General features: G+C 73.3%; 18 protein-coding genes. 4 read left to right on the plus strand and 14 right to left on the minus strand.

The window, feature by feature from the left end; translation table 11 throughout:
• Window positions 1-81: 81 nt before the first annotated feature.
• The 5 genes from B351_RS0101045 to B351_RS0101065 form a co-directional block, all read right to left on the minus strand.
• The gene (locus B351_RS0101045) at window positions 82-666 is read right to left on the minus strand and encodes a hypothetical protein (protein WP_039730704.1); all 585 of its coding nucleotides are present in this window, start codon (window positions 664-666) and stop codon (window positions 82-84) included.
• A 41-nt stretch (window positions 667-707) separates the two neighbouring features.
• Window positions 708-1142, minus strand: a complete 435-nt coding sequence (locus tag B351_RS0101050; RefSeq protein WP_019397202.1) for a VOC family protein — start codon at window positions 1140-1142, stop codon at window positions 708-710.
• 29 nt (window positions 1143-1171) lie between these two features.
• Window positions 1172-1378, minus strand: a complete 207-nt coding sequence (locus B351_RS0101055) for a hypothetical protein (RefSeq protein ID WP_019397203.1) — start codon at window positions 1376-1378, stop codon at window positions 1172-1174.
• A gap of 14 nt (window positions 1379-1392) precedes the next feature.
• Window positions 1393-1779 (minus strand): hypothetical protein, encoded by a 387-nt coding sequence (locus tag B351_RS15975; RefSeq protein WP_019397204.1) that lies wholly within the window; start codon window positions 1777-1779, stop codon window positions 1393-1395.
• A gap of 91 nt (window positions 1780-1870) precedes the next feature.
• On the minus strand, window positions 1871-2692 hold the full coding sequence (locus B351_RS0101065; protein ID WP_019397205.1) for a transglutaminase family protein: 822 nt from the start codon (window positions 2690-2692) through the stop codon (window positions 1871-1873).
• A gap of 128 nt (window positions 2693-2820) precedes the next feature.
• On the opposite strand from B351_RS0101065, the gene B351_RS0101070 reads away from it, so the two are divergent.
• On the plus strand, window positions 2821-3165 hold the full coding sequence (locus tag B351_RS0101070) for a cupin domain-containing protein (RefSeq protein ID WP_019397206.1): 345 nt from the start codon (window positions 2821-2823) through the stop codon (window positions 3163-3165).
• A gap of 4 nt (window positions 3166-3169) precedes the next feature.
• On the opposite strand, the gene B351_RS0101075 is transcribed toward B351_RS0101070, so the two are convergent.
• Window positions 3170-4594: a GGDEF domain-containing protein gene (locus tag B351_RS0101075; protein WP_019397207.1), complete on the minus strand. Its 1425-nt coding sequence runs from the start codon at window positions 4592-4594 to the stop codon at window positions 3170-3172.
• A 190-nt stretch (window positions 4595-4784) separates the two neighbouring features.
• Here B351_RS0101075 and gnd point away from each other — a divergent pair, with 190 nt between their 5' ends.
• Window positions 4785-5684 carry a phosphogluconate dehydrogenase (NAD(+)-dependent, decarboxylating) gene (gene gnd, locus B351_RS0101080; RefSeq protein ID WP_019397208.1) on the plus strand — a complete coding sequence of 300 codons (900 nt, stop codon included), beginning with the start codon at window positions 4785-4787 and terminating at the stop codon, window positions 5682-5684.
• A gap of 7 nt (window positions 5685-5691) precedes the next feature.
• On the opposite strand, the gene B351_RS0101085 is transcribed toward gnd, so the two are convergent.
• Window positions 5692-6750 carry an oxidoreductase gene (locus B351_RS0101085; RefSeq protein WP_019397209.1) on the minus strand — a complete coding sequence of 353 codons (1059 nt, stop codon included), beginning with the start codon at window positions 6748-6750 and terminating at the stop codon, window positions 5692-5694.
• Between the two features lie 162 nt (window positions 6751-6912).
• On the opposite strand from B351_RS0101085, the gene B351_RS0101090 reads away from it, so the two are divergent.
• Window positions 6913-7263 carry a BON domain-containing protein gene (locus B351_RS0101090; RefSeq protein WP_019397210.1) on the plus strand — a complete coding sequence of 117 codons (351 nt, stop codon included), beginning with the start codon at window positions 6913-6915 and terminating at the stop codon, window positions 7261-7263.
• Between the two features lie 221 nt (window positions 7264-7484).
• Window positions 7485-9629 (plus strand): glycoside hydrolase family 3 N-terminal domain-containing protein, encoded by a 2145-nt coding sequence (locus tag B351_RS0101095; RefSeq protein ID WP_407059570.1) that lies wholly within the window; start codon window positions 7485-7487, stop codon window positions 9627-9629.
• Between the two features lie 68 nt (window positions 9630-9697).
• Here the strand turns inward: B351_RS0101095 and B351_RS0101100 are convergent, their stop codons facing one another.
• The 7 genes from B351_RS0101100 to B351_RS0101130 all read right to left on the minus strand — a co-directional run bounded on the left by B351_RS0101100 (window position 9698) and on the right by B351_RS0101130 (window position 16200).
• Window positions 9698-10009, minus strand: coding sequence for a hypothetical protein (locus B351_RS0101100; RefSeq protein ID WP_019397212.1), 312 nt, complete (start codon window positions 10007-10009; stop codon window positions 9698-9700).
• An 89-nt stretch (window positions 10010-10098) separates the two neighbouring features.
• The gene (locus B351_RS0101105; protein WP_019397213.1) at window positions 10099-10596 is read right to left on the minus strand and encodes a hypothetical protein; all 498 of its coding nucleotides are present in this window, start codon (window positions 10594-10596) and stop codon (window positions 10099-10101) included.
• Window positions 10597-10675: 79 nt separating this feature from the next.
• Window positions 10676-11947, minus strand: a complete 1272-nt coding sequence (locus B351_RS0101110; RefSeq protein ID WP_019397214.1) for a dicarboxylate/amino acid:cation symporter — start codon at window positions 11945-11947, stop codon at window positions 10676-10678.
• Complete coding sequence (locus B351_RS0101115) at window positions 11944-12753, minus strand: L,D-transpeptidase (RefSeq protein ID WP_019397215.1); 810 nt, start codon at window positions 12751-12753, stop codon at window positions 11944-11946. The genes B351_RS0101110 and B351_RS0101115 overlap by 4 nt, the downstream gene beginning before the upstream one ends.
• 3 nt (window positions 12754-12756) lie before the next feature.
• Window positions 12757-13602 (minus strand): MurR/RpiR family transcriptional regulator, encoded by an 846-nt coding sequence (locus B351_RS0101120; protein WP_026010208.1) that lies wholly within the window; start codon window positions 13600-13602, stop codon window positions 12757-12759.
• Window positions 13603-13646: 44 nt separating this feature from the next.
• Window positions 13647-14744 (minus strand): dipeptide epimerase, encoded by a 1098-nt coding sequence (locus tag B351_RS0101125; RefSeq protein ID WP_019397217.1) that lies wholly within the window; start codon window positions 14742-14744, stop codon window positions 13647-13649.
• A gap of 10 nt (window positions 14745-14754) precedes the next feature.
• Complete coding sequence (locus B351_RS0101130; RefSeq protein WP_037035043.1) at window positions 14755-16200, minus strand: SH3 domain-containing protein; 1446 nt, start codon at window positions 16198-16200, stop codon at window positions 14755-14757.
• Window positions 16201-16209 lie beyond the last annotated feature (9 nt).

Raw genomic sequence — 16209 nt, forward strand, 5'->3', positions numbered from 1 at the left:
GTCCGGCGGCTGGCCGGCCTGGTTCATGGCCGGGGTGCTGCTGGCGCCGCTGCTTGCCGCGGCCGTGGTGCTGGCGCGGCGCTAGGGTCGCGGTGCCGCTTCCGGTGCGCGCGGCTTGCCCGCGCGCCTGGGCTTGGCGCCGCGGGGCGAAGCAGGCCGCGGGCGCGGTGCGGGCTTGGGCACGCGTGCCCGGGGCGCGGAGGGCTTGCTGGCCTCGGCAGTCGCGGCGCTGGCAACCAGGCCCGGCGGGATCGCGTCCCAGCCCTGGAACAGCGCGCCCCACATCGGGTTGTTGGCCGGGAAGCCGAGCCCGGCCTCGTCCAGCGCCGCGGCGGTATCGCGGCGCCAGTCGCGCATCGCGTCCTGCAGGCCGCGGGCGAACGCGGCCTGCACCGCCACCGCGACCTGGGCCGCGGCCTGCTGGTCGCCGAAGCGCTGTTGCACCTGGCGCCAGAACGCGTCGGCCGGCAGCGCGGCCAGCGCCTGCCAGTCGTGTCTGCCCAGCGCCTGCAGTCCGGCATCGCTTTCCAGCACGCCTTCCTCGACCAGGCGTTGCCAGAAATCCAGCCATTGCCGCGCGGTGTCCTGCAGCAGTGCGGCCAGGCGTGCCTGCAGTTGCAGGTTGGTGCGGTACAGCGCCTGCGGCAATGCGGTTTGCGCTTTCATTGCACTCCTCCCTGATGCGTGTGCGGCGGTGGCCGCGTCGCTCATTCCCGGAACCGGACGCGGACCGAGGCGGCGCTGCGTTCGGCGGGGCCGTGATGCACGGCCTCGATGTTGTTGCCGTCCGGATCAAGCACGAAGGCCGCGTAGTAGCCCGGGTGGTAGGGACGCAGCCCCGGGGCGCCGTTGTCGCGGCCGCCGGCCGCCAGCGCCGCGGCATGGAAGGCGTCGACCGCGCCACGGTCGGCCGCCTGGAAGGCCAGGTGCACGCGTCCGGTCGGCTCGCCGGCGGCGGCCTCGCTGTCGATCGCCGAGACGAACAGCTCGTCGATCCAGAACCAGCCTTCGCCGCTGCCGCCGAGGGGAATGCCGAGCGTCCCGGCCACCGCGGTGTAGAAACGCTGGCTGGCGGGCAGGTCGCGCACCACCCGCTGCAGGTGGTCGATCAGGCGGCCACGGTGAAGCTCCATCGTCTCCATGTCGGGCTCCGGCGGATCGGTGCAGCGGTTCAGCGGCGCGGACGGTCCGGGGACATGCGCTCGTAGTCCTCCGGCACCGCGTGGTTGCGCTCCGGATCGGTGTCGGGCATGTCCGGGCCCTTGTGCCGGCCCTTTTCGTTGGCGTAGCGGTCCGGGGTGTTCGGCTTGTCCTGGTCGGCGGCCGGGCGCTTGTCGCGGGTGCTGTGGGTTTCGGGCGGGGCAGAGGGACGGGTCATCCGGATCTCCTGGGCTACTTGCGCGGGCTGGCCGCGGCGTCGGGCTGCGGCTCGGCGGCCGGGCGCGGCTTGCCATCGTGTTCGTGCGCGCTGCCGGGGGTCAGGTGGTGGTGGCGCGCCGCCTGCAGTTCCTGCGCGGTGACGTAGCCGTCGCCGTCGGCATCGTGCGCGGCGAAGTCCTCGGCGGTGCGCTGGCTGCCGGCGGTGAACTCGGCCAGCGACAGGCGGCCGTCGCCATCGATGTCGGTGCCGGGCAGGGCATCGGCCTGCCCCGGGAGGCCGGCGTGCGCCTCCTGCGGCGCCGTGGTGGCGGGTGGGTCGACGTCCTGGTCCTGGGCCAGGGCAGGACCGCAGCCGAGCACGCCGGCCAGGGCCAGGATGGCGGGCAAACGGGTTTTCATGGCTGTTCCTCGCGGCGTGGGCGGCATGGCCGGACCGCCATCTGCGCACGCCGGGCGTAAAGACGGGGGCGAGGAAACGTGAAGGCCGGCCTCAGGACGCCAGCGCCAGGGCGGCCACGTCGATGCCGGCCGCTGCCGCCGCGGCCGCGGCCTCTTCCAGCGCCCAGACCTCCACGCTTTCCGGCTCGCACAGGCCGAAGGTGCAGCTGGTGGCCACGTCGGCGGCATCGCGGCCACGCGCCACCGGCACCCGTGCCGGGCAGGCGCCGCCGGTGCGCGGATCGAACGCATGCCAGCGGCCGTCGAACCAGGCCTCGATCCAGGCGGGAAAGCGCGGTTCCGGGGTGGTGCCAGGCGGCGGATAGCCGGTGCAGTAGCGCGCCGGCACGCCCACGCCGCGGCACAGGGCGATGGCCACGTGGGCGAAGTCGCGGCACAGGCCCTGGCCGTCCTGCAGGGCGCGCAGCGCGCCGCGGGTGCAGTCGGCGGTCTCCGGGACGTAGTCGATCGAGCGCGCCACGTGCGCGCAGATCGCCTGCACCCGCACCCGGTCCGAGGGCAGGTCGCCGAAGCGGGCCTGGGCATGGCGCAGCAACGGGCGCACCTCGCAGTGGCGGCTGGGCTGCAGGAACGGCCCCAGGTCCTCCGGCGCCGGCGCCACCGCCGGGCGGAAGCTGCCGTCGCGCACCAACGCCTCGCCGCGCAGCACCAGCAGCCCGGCCGGCGCCAGAAGCCGGGTGCAGGTATTGCCGAAGCGGTCGCGGTAGCGGTGCAGCGGCACCTGCGGCGAAGTCCATGCCGTCGGCCCGGACAGCAGGCGGTGGGCCTCGCTGTCGGCCACGTCGAGCATCGCCACCATCGGGGTGGACTGGGCGAAGCGGTAGGCGATGCGGAAACCCAGCCGGAATGGCATCGGGGCGGCCCGAGGGGGAAGTGGTGCCATTGGGCCGGGCGCGCACGCAAGGGCGCGTGAAGCGGCGCGGGTGACGGCCGCTTCACGCACGCCGCGCCAAGGTCGCCGGATCTTCGCCAGGAGTTCCCATGCGCCACCAGCGACTACGCTTCGGCCGCGGTTTCCGCGTGCTGTTCGAACACCGTCGGGTGCAGGCGGCGCAGATGGTGCTGGCGCCGGGCGCCAGCGAGGGCGGGGAGGGCAATCGCCACCGCGGCGCCGACCAGTGGCTTTACGTGGTTTCCGGCAATGGCGTGGCGATCGTCGCCGGGCGCCGGCAGCGGCTGGCGCCCGGCAGCCTGCTGCTGGTTGAGCGCGGCGAGGAGCACGAGATCCGCAATACCGGCCGCACCCCGTTGCGCACGGTGAACTTCTACGCGCCGCCGGCGTACACCGGCGCCGGCAACGAGCGCCCGGCCGGACGCCCGCGCTGAGCCGTCAGTGCACCGCGACCACGCGGTTGCGGCCGTCCTGCTTGGCCCGGTACATGGCGCGGTCGGCGCGGTTGAGCAGGTGCTCGCGGTCCTCGCCCAGCTGGCGCACGGCCACGCCGGCGCTGAAGCGTACCTCGATGCGCCGGCCCTCGTGCAGCAGCGGGCGCGCCGCCAGGGTGCGCTGCAGGCGCTGCAGCAGCGCGGCGGCCTCCTCGAGGGTGGTGCGCGGCAGCACGACCACGAATTCCTCGCCGCCGTAGCGGGCCAGCAGGTCGTCCTTGCGCAGGCCTTCGCCCAGCACCTGCACCACGTGGCGCAGGGCGGCATCGCCGCCGGCATGGCCGAAGCTGCCGTTGAGCCGGCGGAACTCGTCCAGGTCCAGCACCGCCACCGCCAGCGGCCAACCCTCGCGCTCGGCCCGCGCCAGCAGCTGCGGGTACTGCTCCTCCAGGCCGCGGCGGTTGAGCGCGCCGGTCAGCGGGTCGCGGCTGGCCAGTTCGCCGATGTCGCGCAGCTGCGCTTCCAGCTCGCGCACGCGCGCCTCGGCCGCCTCCACGTCCGCCCGCGCGGCCTGCAACTGCTCGTGCGAGCGCAGCGCCTGTTCCTGCAGGCGGCGGGTGTCGTCGAGCACGTCCTCCAGGCGGTGGCCGAGGTCGGCGATGGTGCGCGCCTCGCGGATCGCCGCCAGGTGCGCCTGCAACCGGTCCTGGTACTCGCCGGCGCGGGCGGCCATGCCGTCCAGGCTCTCGACGAAGGACACCATCATCACCCGCATCGCGTCCTTGGACTGTTCGATGCCCTGGCGCAGCAGGCCCTGCTGGTAGGCCAGCTCGCGCAGGCCCTGGCGGGTGGCTTCCAGGGTCTGCAGGTCCGGGTCCTGGCCCAGCAGGCGGCGCACCGCGGCGACCTGGCCGCGCAACCAGCTGCCGTCGTCCAGCAGTTCGAACAGGTTTTCCAGCAGCAGATCGAACAGTTCCAGCAGCAGGCGCTGCTGTTCGGCGGCCTCGCCGGCGTGCACGCCGACCTGGTGGCACAGCTCGCGCACCCGGGTCGCCAGCGGCGACAGGTCCGCGCCGGGCGACCAGCGCTTGAGGTCGCCGGCCAGGGCGGTCGACTCGTCGGCCAGGGCCGGAAGCGGCCGCAGCAGCGAGGCCAGGGCCACGCCCACCGCCTGCCGCAGCAGGTCCCGCAGCTGCTCGGCCTCGGCCGCGGCCGGCGCATCCAGGGCGGCGGCGAAGTCGCGCAGGTACTTGTCCAGGAACTGGTGCAGCACGCGCGCGGCGGTGGCCCAGTCGGCGGCATCGGTAGCCGAGGCCAGGCGCCGGCCGAGGTCGCCCAGCTCGCCCGGCAGCGTGGCCATGCCGCGCGCGAACACGGGCAGCACGTTGCCGGCGTCGGGGACGACGCCGTCGCTGGGGACGGAGCGCACTGCGGACTGGCCGCTGGCGGCTCCGCGGTCTCGGAGGGACATGCGCATGGCTCTCGGGCGCGGAACCTGGCTGGAGGAACGCCTCGTTAGCGGCCGCCGGCGGCCGGGGTTTAGCCCGGGACGGACCTTTCCACGGGCGCTGGCGCCGGTTGTGCGAGGCTTGACGCCCCTACCCACGACAGGAGAACCCATGGATATCGGCATGGTCGGACTTGGCAGGATGGGCGGCAACATGGCCCTGCGCCTGGCCCGTGGCGGCCACCGGGTGGTCGGCTACGACCCCGGCGCCACCGCCCGCGGCGCGGCGCCGGAACTGGAAACCGTCGAATCGCTGCAGGCCCTGGTCGAGGCGCTGCCGGCCCCGCGCGCGGTGTGGCTGATGGTGCCGGCCGGCGCCCCGGTCGACTCCACGCTTGACCGCCTGCTGCCGCTGCTGCAGCCGGGCGACGTGGTGGTCGACGGCGGCAACTCCAACTACCGCGACAGCGAGCGCCGTGCCGCGCGCTGCCGCGACGCCGGCGTGCATTTCCTGGACTGCGGCACCAGCGGCGGCGTGTGGGGCCTGCAGGAAGGCTACAGCCTGATGGTCGGGGGCGAGGCCGAGGCGGTGGCGCTGCTGCGGCCGGTGCTGGAGACCCTGGCGCCGGCGCCGGACCGCGGCTGGGGCCACGTCGGGCCCAGCGGCGCGGGACACTTCACCAAGATGGTCCACAACGGCATCGAGTACGGGATGATGCAGGCCTACGCCGAAGGCTTCGCCATCATGCAGCGCAAGGAATCGATGGCGCTGGACCTGGCCCAGGTCGCCAGGATCTGGCAGCACGGCAGCGTGGTGCGTTCCTGGCTGCTGGACCTGGCGACCGATGCGCTGGAGCGCAACCCGACCCTGGAGGGCATCGCCCCCTACGTGTCCGATTCGGGCGAAGGGCGCTGGACCGTGGCCGAGGCGATCGACCTGGACGTGTCGGCGCCGGTGATCACCCTGTCGCTGCTGGAGCGGCTGCGCTCGCGCGAGAACGATTCCTACGCCGACAAGCTGCTGGCGGCGTTGCGCCAGGGCTTCGGCGGGCACGGCATCCGCCCGGGCTGAGCCGCGCTCAGCCGGAGTATTCGAAGGCCACCTCGCGGCGGCCGGCATCGCTGCGTTGCGCCGCCTCGATCAGCGCCATCGCCAGCAGCGCGCTCTCGGCGGTCACCGGCGGCAGGCCGCCGTGCAGGATGGCGTCGCGCACGCCGGCGTAGTACGCCGGCCAGTTGCCGGGCAGCGCCGGCGCGGCCGCGTCCTCGGCGACCGAGCCGTCGGCGCCCACCCGCAGCAGACTGCCCGGGCGTGGGTCGCGTCCCCACCCGCCGTGGCTGGGACGCAGGCCGGCGCGCAATGCGTCCTCCTGCGGATCCAGGCCGTGCTTGATCCAGCTGCCGGCGCTGCCGTGCACGGCGAAGCGCAGGCCGTGGCCGGGCACCAGCGAGCCGCCATGCAGCAGCACCCGCAGGCGTGGATAGCGCAGCTGTACGTGGAAGTAGTCCACCGCGGTGGCGCCGTGGCGCTGCATGCCCAGGTCGGCGGTCACCGCCAGCGGCGGGCCGAACAGCTGCAGCGCCTGGTCGGCCAGGTGCGGGCCGAGGTCGTACCACAGTCCGGCGCCGGGGCCGGCGCGGTCGCGCCAGCGGTCCGGCACCTGCGGGCGGAAGCGGTCGAAGTGCGAGTGCAGCTCGGCCACCTCGCCCAGCGCGCCGGCGTCGAGCAGGGCGCGCAGGGTGAGGAAGTCCGCGTCCCAGCGCCGGTTGTGGAACACCGACAGCACCTTGCCGGCCTGGCGTGCGGCTTCCGCCACCGCGCGGGCCTCGTCCAGGTGCAGGGCGAACGGCTTGTCCACCACCACATGCTTGCCCGCCTGCAGTGCGGCGCGCGCGATCGGCGCGTGGCTGTCGTTGGGCGTGGCCACCACCACCAGGTCCACGGCCTGGTCCTCCAGCACTTCGGCCACCTGCGCGCAAACCCGCGCCTGCGGATGGTCGGCGGCAATCTCCGCGGTGCGACTGGACACCACGCTGTGCAGGCGCAATCCGGGCGTGGCCGCGACCAGCGGCGCGTGGAACACGCGGCCAGCCAGTCCGTAGCCGACCAGGGCGACGTTCAGGACATCCGGGCTCATGGAAGAGATTCCAGCGGCAATGCGCCGATTAGACGTGCGCATGGCCGCCATCGCAACTGGTTCAGGCGCTTGAACCAATCACGAATCCATCGCGCGCGGTTCACCCGTGCTGGACGCTGCCCTGGCGGAGACTGGCCGCCCATTCGCCAAGGAGCCAGACCCATGCGCAAGAACGCCACCGTGCTCGCCGCCACCTTTGCCGCCCTGCTGTTCTCCGGTGCCGCCATGGCCGGCGACAACGATCCGCAGAAGAAGAAGGCCGCCGACGCCGATTCCAGCCAGCCGGTGTCCGACACCTGGATCACCACCAAGGTCAAGTCCAGCCTGCTGGCCGACAGCGACGTGTCCGGCACCAAGATCGAGGTCGACACCGTCGACGGCGTGGTCTACCTGACCGGCACCGTCGGCAGCCAGGCCCAGGCCGACGAGGCCAAGCGCATCGCCGGCGAGATCGACGGCGTGGCCAAGGTCGACACCAGCCGCCTGAAGGTCGACGCCCAGGCCTCGCGCTGATCGGCCTGCTGTTTTTTGCGGCACCCGTCACGGGTTGCCGCCGCGGCGCGGGGCCACGGCCCCGCGCCCTTCTTTTGTCCGCGGCACGGCGCGTGCCGCGGACAGCGAGCGTCAAGGGGCCGCGGTGGCCGCTCCGCTAGAATCGCCGCACCCCCGCACTGCCCGCACCGATGCCGACCACCCTTCCCGCCGACCCGCGGGTCGAATCCCTGATCCCGCGCATGACGCTGGAGGAAAAGGCAGGCCAGCTCGGCGTGTTCGCCGACATGGTCCGCCCCTTCGCGCCGGACGTGAATCCCGAGACCAACGTGCGCAATGCCACCGAAGTGCTGGAGCAGGTGCGCGCCGGCCGCGTCGGCACCCTGTTCAACGGCGTCGGCGCCGAGGCCGGGCGCGAGATCCAGCGCGTGGCGGTGGAGGAGAGCCGGCTGGGTATTCCGGTGCTGCTGGCCGCGGACGTGATCCACGGCATGCGCACCGTGTTCCCGATCCCGCTGGGCGAGGCCGCCAGCTTCGAGCCGGACCTGGCCGAGCGTACCGCCCGCGCCACCGCCATCGAGGCCACCGCCGCCGGCATCCACTGGACCTACGCGCCGGCGGTGGACATCGCCCGCGACCAGCGCTGGGGCCGAGGCGCCGAGGGCGCCGGCGAGGACGTGTACCTGGGCCGCCGCTTCGCCGCCGCGCGCGTGCGCGGTTTCCAGGGCCCGGACCTGCGCGCGCACGATTCGTTGCTGGCCACGGCCAAGCACTTCGTGGCCTACGGTGCGGTGAGCGCGGGCCTGGACTACAACTTCGTCGAGATCGCCGAAGGCACCCTGCGCGACGTCCACCTGCCGCCGTTCAAGGCAGCGGTCGACGCCGGCGCGCTGGCGGTGATGACCGCCTTCAACGACATCAACGGCATCCCGGCCAGCGCCAACCACGCGCTGCTGACCGGAGTGCTGCGCGGGGAATGGGCGTTCGCCGGCGTGGTCGTGTCCGACTACACCGCCGACATGGAGCTGATCGCGCACGGCTATGCCGCCGACGAGCGCCACGCCACCGAGCTGGCGTTCTCCGCCGGCATGGACCTGAGCATGCAGAGCGGCTTCTACGCCGCGCACCTGCCGGCGCTGGTGGAATCGGGCCGCATCCCGATGGAGAAGCTGGACGCGGCGGTGCGCCGGGTGCTGTCGCTGAAGGCGGCAATCGGCCTGTTCGACGACCCCTACCGTTCGCTGGACCCGGCGCGCGAGGCCGATGCCTCCTGGCGCGAGGCGCACGAGGCGCTGGCGCGCGACGCCGCGCGCCGCTCGATGGTGCTGCTGAAGAACGAGGGCGGGCTGCTGCCGTTGCGCCGCGACGCGCGCATCGCCCTCATCGGCCCGTTCGCGCGCGACCTGGACAACATCGAAGGCTGCTGGACCCTGTTCGGCGACCGCAGCCGTTACGTCAGCCTGGAAGCCGGCCTGCGCGCGGCGCTGCCGGACGGCGGCGCGCGCCTGCGGGTGGTGGATGGCTGCGGGCTGGAGGCGCCATTGCAGGGCGGCATCGAGGCCGCGGTCGCGGCCGCGCGCGAGGCCAACGTGGTCGTGCTGGCGGTGGGCGAGCCGCAGCGCTACAGCGGCGAGGCGCAGTCGCGCACCCAGATCGTGCTGCCGCCGGCGCAGCAGGCGCTGGCCGAGGCGGTGGCGGCCACCGGCACGCCGGTGGTGGTGCTGCTGCGCAACGGCCGCGCGCTGGCGCTGCAGGGCGCGGTGCGCGACGCGCAGGCGATCCTGGTCACCTGGTTCCTGGGCAGCCAGACCGGGCACGCGGTGGCCGACGTGCTGTTCGGCGACTACGGCCCTTCCGGGCGCCTGCCGGTGAGTTTCCCGCACGATTCGGGGCAGCAGCCGTACTTCTACAACCACCCGCGCACCGGCCGTCCGGAACTGCCGGACATGAAGGAGTTCAAGGCGCGTTGGCGCGAGCACCCGCACCAGGCGCTTTATCCCTTCGGCCATGGCCTGACCTACGGCCAGGTCGAGTACGGGCCGACCACGGTGGAATCCCCCGCGGTGGCCTGGGACGGCGAGGCGGTGTTGCGCGCGACGGTGCGCAACAGCGGCACGCGCGCGGTCGAGGAGGTGGTGCAGCTGTACGTGCACGACCGCGTCGCCAGCCGCGTGCGCCCGGTGCGGGAACTGAAGGGTTTCGCGAAGCTGGCGCTGCAGCCGGGCGAAGCACGCGAGGTGGAATTCCGGCTGTCGCGCGCGGACCTGGCATTCACCCGCGCCGACGGCACGCAGGGTGCCGAGCCGGGCTGGTTCGACGCCTGGATCGCGCCTTCGGCGGTGGCCGGCGAACCTGCCGCGTTCGAACTGCTGCCGCCGCAGGGCTGACGCGCGGACGCCACGCCGGTGGCCGGCGTGGCGTCCCTGGACGAGGTATCGGGCAGGCGCCGCGAAGACTACATGCCGTGCGGATCGGCGCCGCGTTCCCAGGCACGCAGCACCGCCTGGCGCGCGCGGGTCCAGTCCAGCCGCGACTTGCCCTTGCGGGTTTCCCATTCGCGCCGCAGCTGCTCCTCGGCGGCGGCGAACTCGGCGGCCGGGTCGCGCTGGCGGAAGGCATAGCCGGTCTCGTACGCGGCGGCGTAGTCGTCGTAGGTATCGCCTTCCATGTAATAGGGCTCGCTGCGGTACTGCTGGTTCCAGTAACCGGAGTCGGGGAACTGCTCGGTGGCCGTGCGGCCGGGCACCTGGTAGCCGGGCGTGCTCATCGGCGTCTCCTCTGCGGTGGGTGGAACGCCACGCTATCGGGGGCGGCGTTAAACAGGCCGATCCGGCGGGTGAGCGCGGTGTTAGGCATTCAGCTGGCCGCGCTGCTGGCCTCGTACGGCAGCAGGATGGCGCCGGTGCGCACGATGGCCGCGTCGGCCACCGCCAGCTCCTGCTCGTCGCCGTCGACCACCAGCAGCACCTGCCCGTCCTCGATCGCCTCCTCGAACTTGCGCCGCACCGGATCCTGCACGGTCGCGCCCATCAGCGCCGACGACCAGCTGCCGACCGCGGCGCCGACGCCGGTCATCAGCGCCGCGCCGGCCAGGGTGATGCCCAGCGGCGGCACCGCCACCGCGACCAGGCCCGCGACCAGCCCGATCGCGCCGCCGCCGGCGGCACCGCGCAGCGCCGCGGGAACCATGTCGGTGTGCGCCTCGCGCAGGTCGTCCGGCACCGAATCCATCTCGATGTCCGCGCGCGCGATCAGCGACAGGCAGTCGCGCTCGATCCCGGCGTCGTGGGCGGCGCCCAGCGCGGCCTGCGCCGTGGCCAGGTCGGGGGTGGTGTAGATGCGCCGCTGCTTCATCGCGGTGTCCTCCTGCTTCGGATGCAGGGGAATGTGGAGCGCGCGCGGTGACACCTGCGTGAGCGGGCGCCGCGCGCGTTCAGGCGGCGTCCTTCGGCTCCGCGTCGGCGTCGGCGGCGTCCGGGCTGTGCCGCGAGACGATGCCCGCCGCGGCCAGGTCTCCGGTGACGTTGCCGGTGGTGGCGAACACGTCGGGGATGGTGTCCACCGCCAGCAGCAGGCCCAGCGGTTCCACCGGCAGGCCCATGGACTGGGTCACCGGCAACACCGTGGCCATGAAGCTGACCTGGCCGGGCAGGCCGACCGAGCCCAGGCTTATCACCACCGCCAGCGCGGCGCCGGCGGCCAGCTGCAGCGGGGTCAGCTCGATGCCGTAGGCCCAGGCCACGAAGCACGCCGCGGTGACGTACTGGATGGGGCTGGTGATGCGGAACAGGGTCACCGCCATCGGCAACACCAGGCCGGCGACCGCGCGCGGGATGTGCAGGCGCTCGCGCGCGCTTTCCAGCATCGCCGGCAGCGTCGCCAGCGAGGACTGGGTGCTGGCGGCCACCACCTGCACCGGCAGCGCGGCCCTGGCGAAGGCCAGTGGCGAGCGGCCGGCGAACAGTGCCACCAGCAGGTAGCAGATCGCGGTCGCGCCGAGGTACAGCCCGCACTGCAGGCCGATGTAGCCGGCCAGCGCGCCGACCACGCCCAGGCCCGCCTGCGCGCACACCGCCAGCATCAGCGCGAACACGCCCAGCGGCGCGGCCAGCAGCACCCAGTGCACGATCACGATCATGGTGTCGGCGATGGCCTGGCACAGGCCGGTCACCTGGGCGCGGCGCTCGGCGGCGATGCGGGTGAGGGCGAAGCCGAAGAACAGCGCGAACACCACCAGCGGCAGCATCGCGCCCTGGGCCGCGGCCATGATCGCGTTGGACGGGATCACGTTGCCGATCCACTGCGCCAGCGTGGGCGCGGTGCCGGCCTCGACCGCGGCGGCGCTGCCCTGCAGGGTGGCGGCCAGCTGCGGGTCGGGCGCGACCCAGGCCAGCACCGCCGGCGCGGCCAGCGCGGCGTAGCCGGAGAACAGCGACAGCAGGACGATGAACACCACCATCGCGCGCCGCGCCACGCGCCCGGAGGCGGCGGCGTTGGCGGCGTTGGCCACGCCCAGGATCACCAGCGACAGCACCAGCGGCACCACGGTCATCTGCAGGGCGCTGAGCCACAGCCGGCCGATCGGCTGGGCGATGGCGGCGGCGGTGGCGGCCGCCGCCGCGCTGGTCGCGGCAAGGACCAGGCCGGCGATGGCGCCGGCGGCCAGCGCCAGCAGCACCCGCGCGGTGGCGCCCGGCCACCTCATCGCGCCGACCCCGCGGCCGGCAGGCCCCAGCGCGGCGCCAGGCGCGCGTACTCGGCGCGCGGCAGCAGCACCAAGCGCGGCTGCGCCGCCGGATCCAGCCAGGCCAGCAGGCGGCGCATGTCGGCCTCGGCCATCGCGGTGCAGCCGGCGGTGGCTTCGCCGGGCTGGCGCCAGAGGTGGGCGAAGATGCAGCTGCCGGCACCGGGCGCGTTGTCCGGGTTGTGCGCGATCACCAGGCCCAGGCGGTAGCGCGGGTCGCCGTCGTGGTGCAGGTCCAGGCGCATCGGCTCGCTGGAGCCGGCCACCGCGGCCTCGCCGACCTCGCGGGCGTCGACGATGCGGTTGTAGTGCGGCGACTCCGGCACGTCCATGCACCAGTGGCTGGCATCCATCTGCCGGTAGGGCAGGGCGGTGGCGACCTCGCCGGCCGGCAGGTAGCCGAACGCGCTTCCCAGCGCGAACACGCCGGCCGGGCTGCGGCCGTCGCCCTCGCGTTTGGCCGGGCCTTGGCCCTGGTCGGCGGCCGGGTGCAGGCCCTGGCCCCAGGCCGCGCCATTGCGGCCGATGGCCACCGCGAAGTGGCCGGCCTCGCGCCAGGGCGATTGCGCGCCTTCGCGTTCGTAGTAGCGCAGGGTGCCGGTGGCGGCGTCCCAGCCGGCGGTGGTCACCACCACCAGCTGGCGCGGCGCGGGCTCGCCGGCGCCGGGCAGCGCCGCCAGCACGGTCGCGGCCACCAGCAGCAGGGCCAGGGCCGCCAGCAGGCGCAGCGACGGGGGCAGGCGGTGGGTGCCGGGATGCGGGGCCATGGCTCAGCTCTCGATCAGGTGCTGGATGCGTTCGAGGTTGATGTTGAGCTGGCGGTGCCGGTCCGGGTTGGCCTGGCACAGCAGCACGAACAGGAAGTCGAGCAGGTACTGCAGCGAGGAGCGGTACAGCAGCTGGGCCACGTGCGGCGCCGGGTCGTGCGCGGACACCACCAGGGCGGCGTCGGCCTGGGCGCGCAGCGGGTTGGCGGTGTGCCGGGTGATCGACACCACCTTGCCCTCGCAGGCCTGGAACTGGCGGCTGAGCTGGTGCAGCGGCGCCAGCTGGCCGAACTCGGAGAACAGCAGCAGCACGTCGCCGGGGCGGGCCGCGGAGATGTTGGCCATCATCAGGATCGGGTCGGCGTGGTGCACCACCAGCACCCCCAGCAGCGACAGGCGCATGGCGAACTCGCGGGCGAACAGGCCGTCGTCGCCGAGGCCACAGACGAACACCTTGCCGGCGCCGTCGAGCATGCCGACGATGGCCTCGATCCGCTCGCGCGGGTTGATCAGGCGGGTCTCCTCCTCGGCCGCGGCCTTGGAGCGGCGCAGGGTTTCCTCCAGCCGCGCGTAGGCATCGCCGGGCTCCTCCGGGACCCCGGCCGGGGCGTCGCCACCGTTGCGCGCCAGCGCCTGGCCGATGCTGAACTTCAGGTCCGGGTAGCCGCGGAAGCCGAGCTTCTGGCTGAACTTGACCACCGAGGACTGGCTCACGCCCAGGGCGCTGGCCAGCTGCTGCGAGGAGTAGTCACGCAGCAGGTGGGCGTTGTCGAGGATGAAGTCCGCGATGCGGCGCTCGATCGCCGACATCTGGTCGCGTTCGGAACGGATCTTTACCAGGGGCGGCATGGCGGCGATCTTCATCCGGAGTGCCGGCACGTGGCAACCGGCGCTCAGCGCGCCAGCGGCTCCAGGCCGCGGATCTGGCGGATGCCCAGGCCCGGCGCCTCGGTGATGCTGATCTCCGACTCGTTGAAGATGACCCCGCCCTCGACCGGGTTGAACTGGCCCAGCGAGGGGCCGTCCAGGTCGACCTTGCTGATCGCGTCGGCCTTGGCCACCGCCAGGTGCACCGCCGCGGCCACCGAGATGGCCGACTCGATCATGCAGCCGATCATGCACTGCACGCCGTAGATGGAGGCGATGTCGGCGATGCGGATGGCGTTGGACAGGCCGCCGGTCTTCATCAGCTTGATGTTGATGATGTCCGCGGCGCGGCGCTGGATCAGGTCGAACACCTGGTCCGGGCCGAACACGCTCTCGTCGGCCATCACCGGGGTGTGCACGCGCTCGGTGACGTACTTCAGGCCCTCGATGTCGGCGGCCTTGACCGGCTGCTCCAGCAGCTCCAGCAGCACGCCGGCGTCCTCCAGCGCGTGCATGGCGTAGACCGCCTGCTTCGGGGTCCAGCCCTGGTTGGCGTCCAGGCGCAGCAGGGCGCGGCCCTCGACCGCGGCGTGGATCGCCTTGACCCGCTCGATGTCCAGGCCGATGTCCTTGCCCACCTTGATCTTCAGCGAGTCGAAGCCGCGCTCCACCGCCGAGATCGAGTCGGCCACCATCTTGTCGATGTGGTCCACCGAAATGGTGATGTCGGTGGTGATCACCGGGTCGCCGCCGCCGAGCATCTTGTACAGCGGCGCGTCGTACAGCTGCGCCCACAGGTCGTAGACCGCGATCTCCACCGCCGCCTTGGCGCTGGTGTTGCGCTCCAGCGCGCCCTGGATCAGGCTGCAGATGCGGTTGAGGTTGGCGATCTCCTGGCCGATCAGGCGCGGCTTGATGAAGCGCTCGATCGCCTCGGCGATCGAGCCGTGGGTGTCGCCGGTGATCACCGCGGTGGCCGGCGCCTCGCCGTGGCCGGTATGGCCGGTGTCGGTGCGCACCAGCACCACGATGTCCTCGACCGTGTCGACCGTGCGCAGCGCGGTCTTGAACGGGGTCTTCAGCGGCACGCGCAGCATGCGCAGTTCGATGTCGGTGATCTTCACTTGGGCTTTCTCAGCGGGAAGGGCGCGGGCGGACGCGCTGGATGCTGGTCATACGGTCCACGTAGGTCTGCTCGTCGTTGAACAACAGCGGGTCAAGCGGGGTGAGCGACACGCCGTTGAGGCCGGCGGACACGCGGCCGCCGTCCGGGCCGCGCCAGCCGCCGCCGTTGGTGTCGTGGATGACGTAGGCCATGCCGTCGCGATGGCCGATGGCCATCATCACGTGGCCGGGGATGTAGACGAGGTCGCCGACCTGCAGCCCGCGCACCGCGGCCTGGCGGCGCGCCGGGTCGTCGCCGGGCTCGAAGCCGATCCGGTCCAGCGCCGGGCTCACCGCCTGGTCGCGGGTGTTGCGCGGCATGAGGATGCCGAAGCTGCGGTAGACCTCGGACACGAAGCCGCTGCAGTCCCGGGCGTCGTAGGAATGGCCCCAGCCGTAGCGTTCGCCGAGGAACTTGAACGCCTGGGCGATGAGGTTGGCCGGGGTCAGCGGCAGGTAGTCGGCGGCGACGTCGGCCGAGCGCGGGACGAGGGCCGGCACGAACTCCAGGCTGCCGTCGGCGCGGCGCGCCGGCAGGTCGACCACGTGCGAGGCGTAGGGATGCTGGCCGTTGACCGTGCGCGACGGGTCCAGCCCGGTGCGCAGCGGCAGGCGCAGGCCCATGTCCAGCTGCAGCGCCGACACCCGCGGCTCCTCCGGGGTGTAGGTGGTGCGGACGGTGGCGCCGGTGACCACGATGTACGGCGTGCGGCTGGCATAGCCCAGTACTTCCTCACGCGTCCCGATGGCCACGTGCCGGGCCTCGATCCACGCGGAGTAGCGCTCGGAGGCCACGAACAGCCATTGCCGGCCGCGGCTTTCGTGCAGCACCGCCACCGCGTCGCCGGGGAACAGCGCCGATTCCTGGAAGCGGTCGATGTCGGTGTCGCCGGGCGAGGAGAACACCCGCAGCGAGGTCGGGAACGCGCGCAGCGCGGCGCGGTGCACCACCAGGCCGTAGCGCAGCGGGCGGCTGGCGGGGATCGCGTCCAGCGCCAGCTCGCGCTGCAGTGCCGCCAGGGTGCGCGCCGGCACCGGCTGGCCGCGTTCGTCGTAAAGGGTGCGCGCCGGCGGCGAGGACAGCTTTTCCACCTGCGCGCGCACGAACTGGCGCGGCAGCGGATCGGGCAGGGCGGCGATGTCCTGGATCGAGGGATCCTCGGCGCGCATTCGCGCGTTGAGCGCGGCGATGCCCTCGCGGTCCAGGAGCAGCTGGTGTGGCTGTTCCAGCCTGGCGATCCAGCTGGCCGGGTCGAGGTCGGACAGGCGCACGCCGACCACGGCGGTGTGCCCGTCCGCGTCCGGGGACAGCGACCAGGCCGGCGCTGCAGCCAGCAGCAGGCTGGCCAGCAGCGGAGCCGCCAGCCGGGCCACGCGCTTGCGAACCGGGGTGTTCCGCGCGGATAGCGCTTTCATGGTGACGGC

Source organism: Pseudoxanthomonas sp. GW2 (assembly GCF_000283075.1).
In the GTDB taxonomy this organism is placed as follows: domain Bacteria; phylum Pseudomonadota; class Gammaproteobacteria; order Xanthomonadales; family Xanthomonadaceae; genus Pseudoxanthomonas.

What these genes read in the sequence shown, in the direction of transcription:
- B351_RS15975 (WP_019397204.1), bottom strand. Translation starts at nt 1,779, where the DNA reads ATGAAAACCCGTTTGCCCGCCATCCTGGCCCTGGCCGGCGTGCTCGGC.
- B351_RS0101130 (WP_037035043.1), bottom strand. Translation starts at nt 16,200, where the DNA reads ATGAAAGCGCTATCCGCGCGGAACACCCCGGTTCGCAAGCGCGTGGCC.
- B351_RS0101065 (WP_019397205.1), bottom strand. Translation starts at nt 2,692, where the DNA reads ATGCCATTCCGGCTGGGTTTCCGCATCGCCTACCGCTTCGCCCAGTCC.
- B351_RS0101100 (WP_019397212.1), bottom strand. Translation starts at nt 10,009, where the DNA reads ATGAGCACGCCCGGCTACCAGGTGCCCGGCCGCACGGCCACCGAGCAG.
- B351_RS0101070 (WP_019397206.1), top strand. Translation starts at nt 2,821, where the DNA reads ATGCGCCACCAGCGACTACGCTTCGGCCGCGGTTTCCGCGTGCTGTTC.
- B351_RS0101050 (WP_019397202.1), bottom strand. Translation starts at nt 1,142, where the DNA reads ATGGAGACGATGGAGCTTCACCGTGGCCGCCTGATCGACCACCTGCAG.
- B351_RS0101115 (WP_019397215.1), bottom strand. Translation starts at nt 12,753, where the DNA reads ATGGCCCCGCATCCCGGCACCCACCGCCTGCCCCCGTCGCTGCGCCTG.
- B351_RS0101045 (WP_039730704.1), bottom strand. Translation starts at nt 666, where the DNA reads ATGAAAGCGCAAACCGCATTGCCGCAGGCGCTGTACCGCACCAACCTG.
- B351_RS0101110 (WP_019397214.1), bottom strand. Translation starts at nt 11,947, where the DNA reads ATGAGGTGGCCGGGCGCCACCGCGCGGGTGCTGCTGGCGCTGGCCGCC.
- B351_RS0101105 (WP_019397213.1), bottom strand. Translation starts at nt 10,596, where the DNA reads ATGAAGCAGCGGCGCATCTACACCACCCCCGACCTGGCCACGGCGCAG.
- B351_RS0101120 (WP_026010208.1), bottom strand. Translation starts at nt 13,602, where the DNA reads ATGCCGCCCCTGGTAAAGATCCGTTCCGAACGCGACCAGATGTCGGCG.
- gnd (WP_019397208.1), top strand. Translation starts at nt 4,785, where the DNA reads ATGGATATCGGCATGGTCGGACTTGGCAGGATGGGCGGCAACATGGCC.
- B351_RS0101095 (WP_407059570.1), top strand. Translation starts at nt 7,485, where the DNA reads ATGACGCTGGAGGAAAAGGCAGGCCAGCTCGGCGTGTTCGCCGACATG.
- B351_RS0101090 (WP_019397210.1), top strand. Translation starts at nt 6,913, where the DNA reads ATGCGCAAGAACGCCACCGTGCTCGCCGCCACCTTTGCCGCCCTGCTG.
- B351_RS0101085 (WP_019397209.1), bottom strand. Translation starts at nt 6,750, where the DNA reads ATGAGCCCGGATGTCCTGAACGTCGCCCTGGTCGGCTACGGACTGGCT.
- B351_RS0101055 (WP_019397203.1), bottom strand. Translation starts at nt 1,378, where the DNA reads ATGACCCGTCCCTCTGCCCCGCCCGAAACCCACAGCACCCGCGACAAG.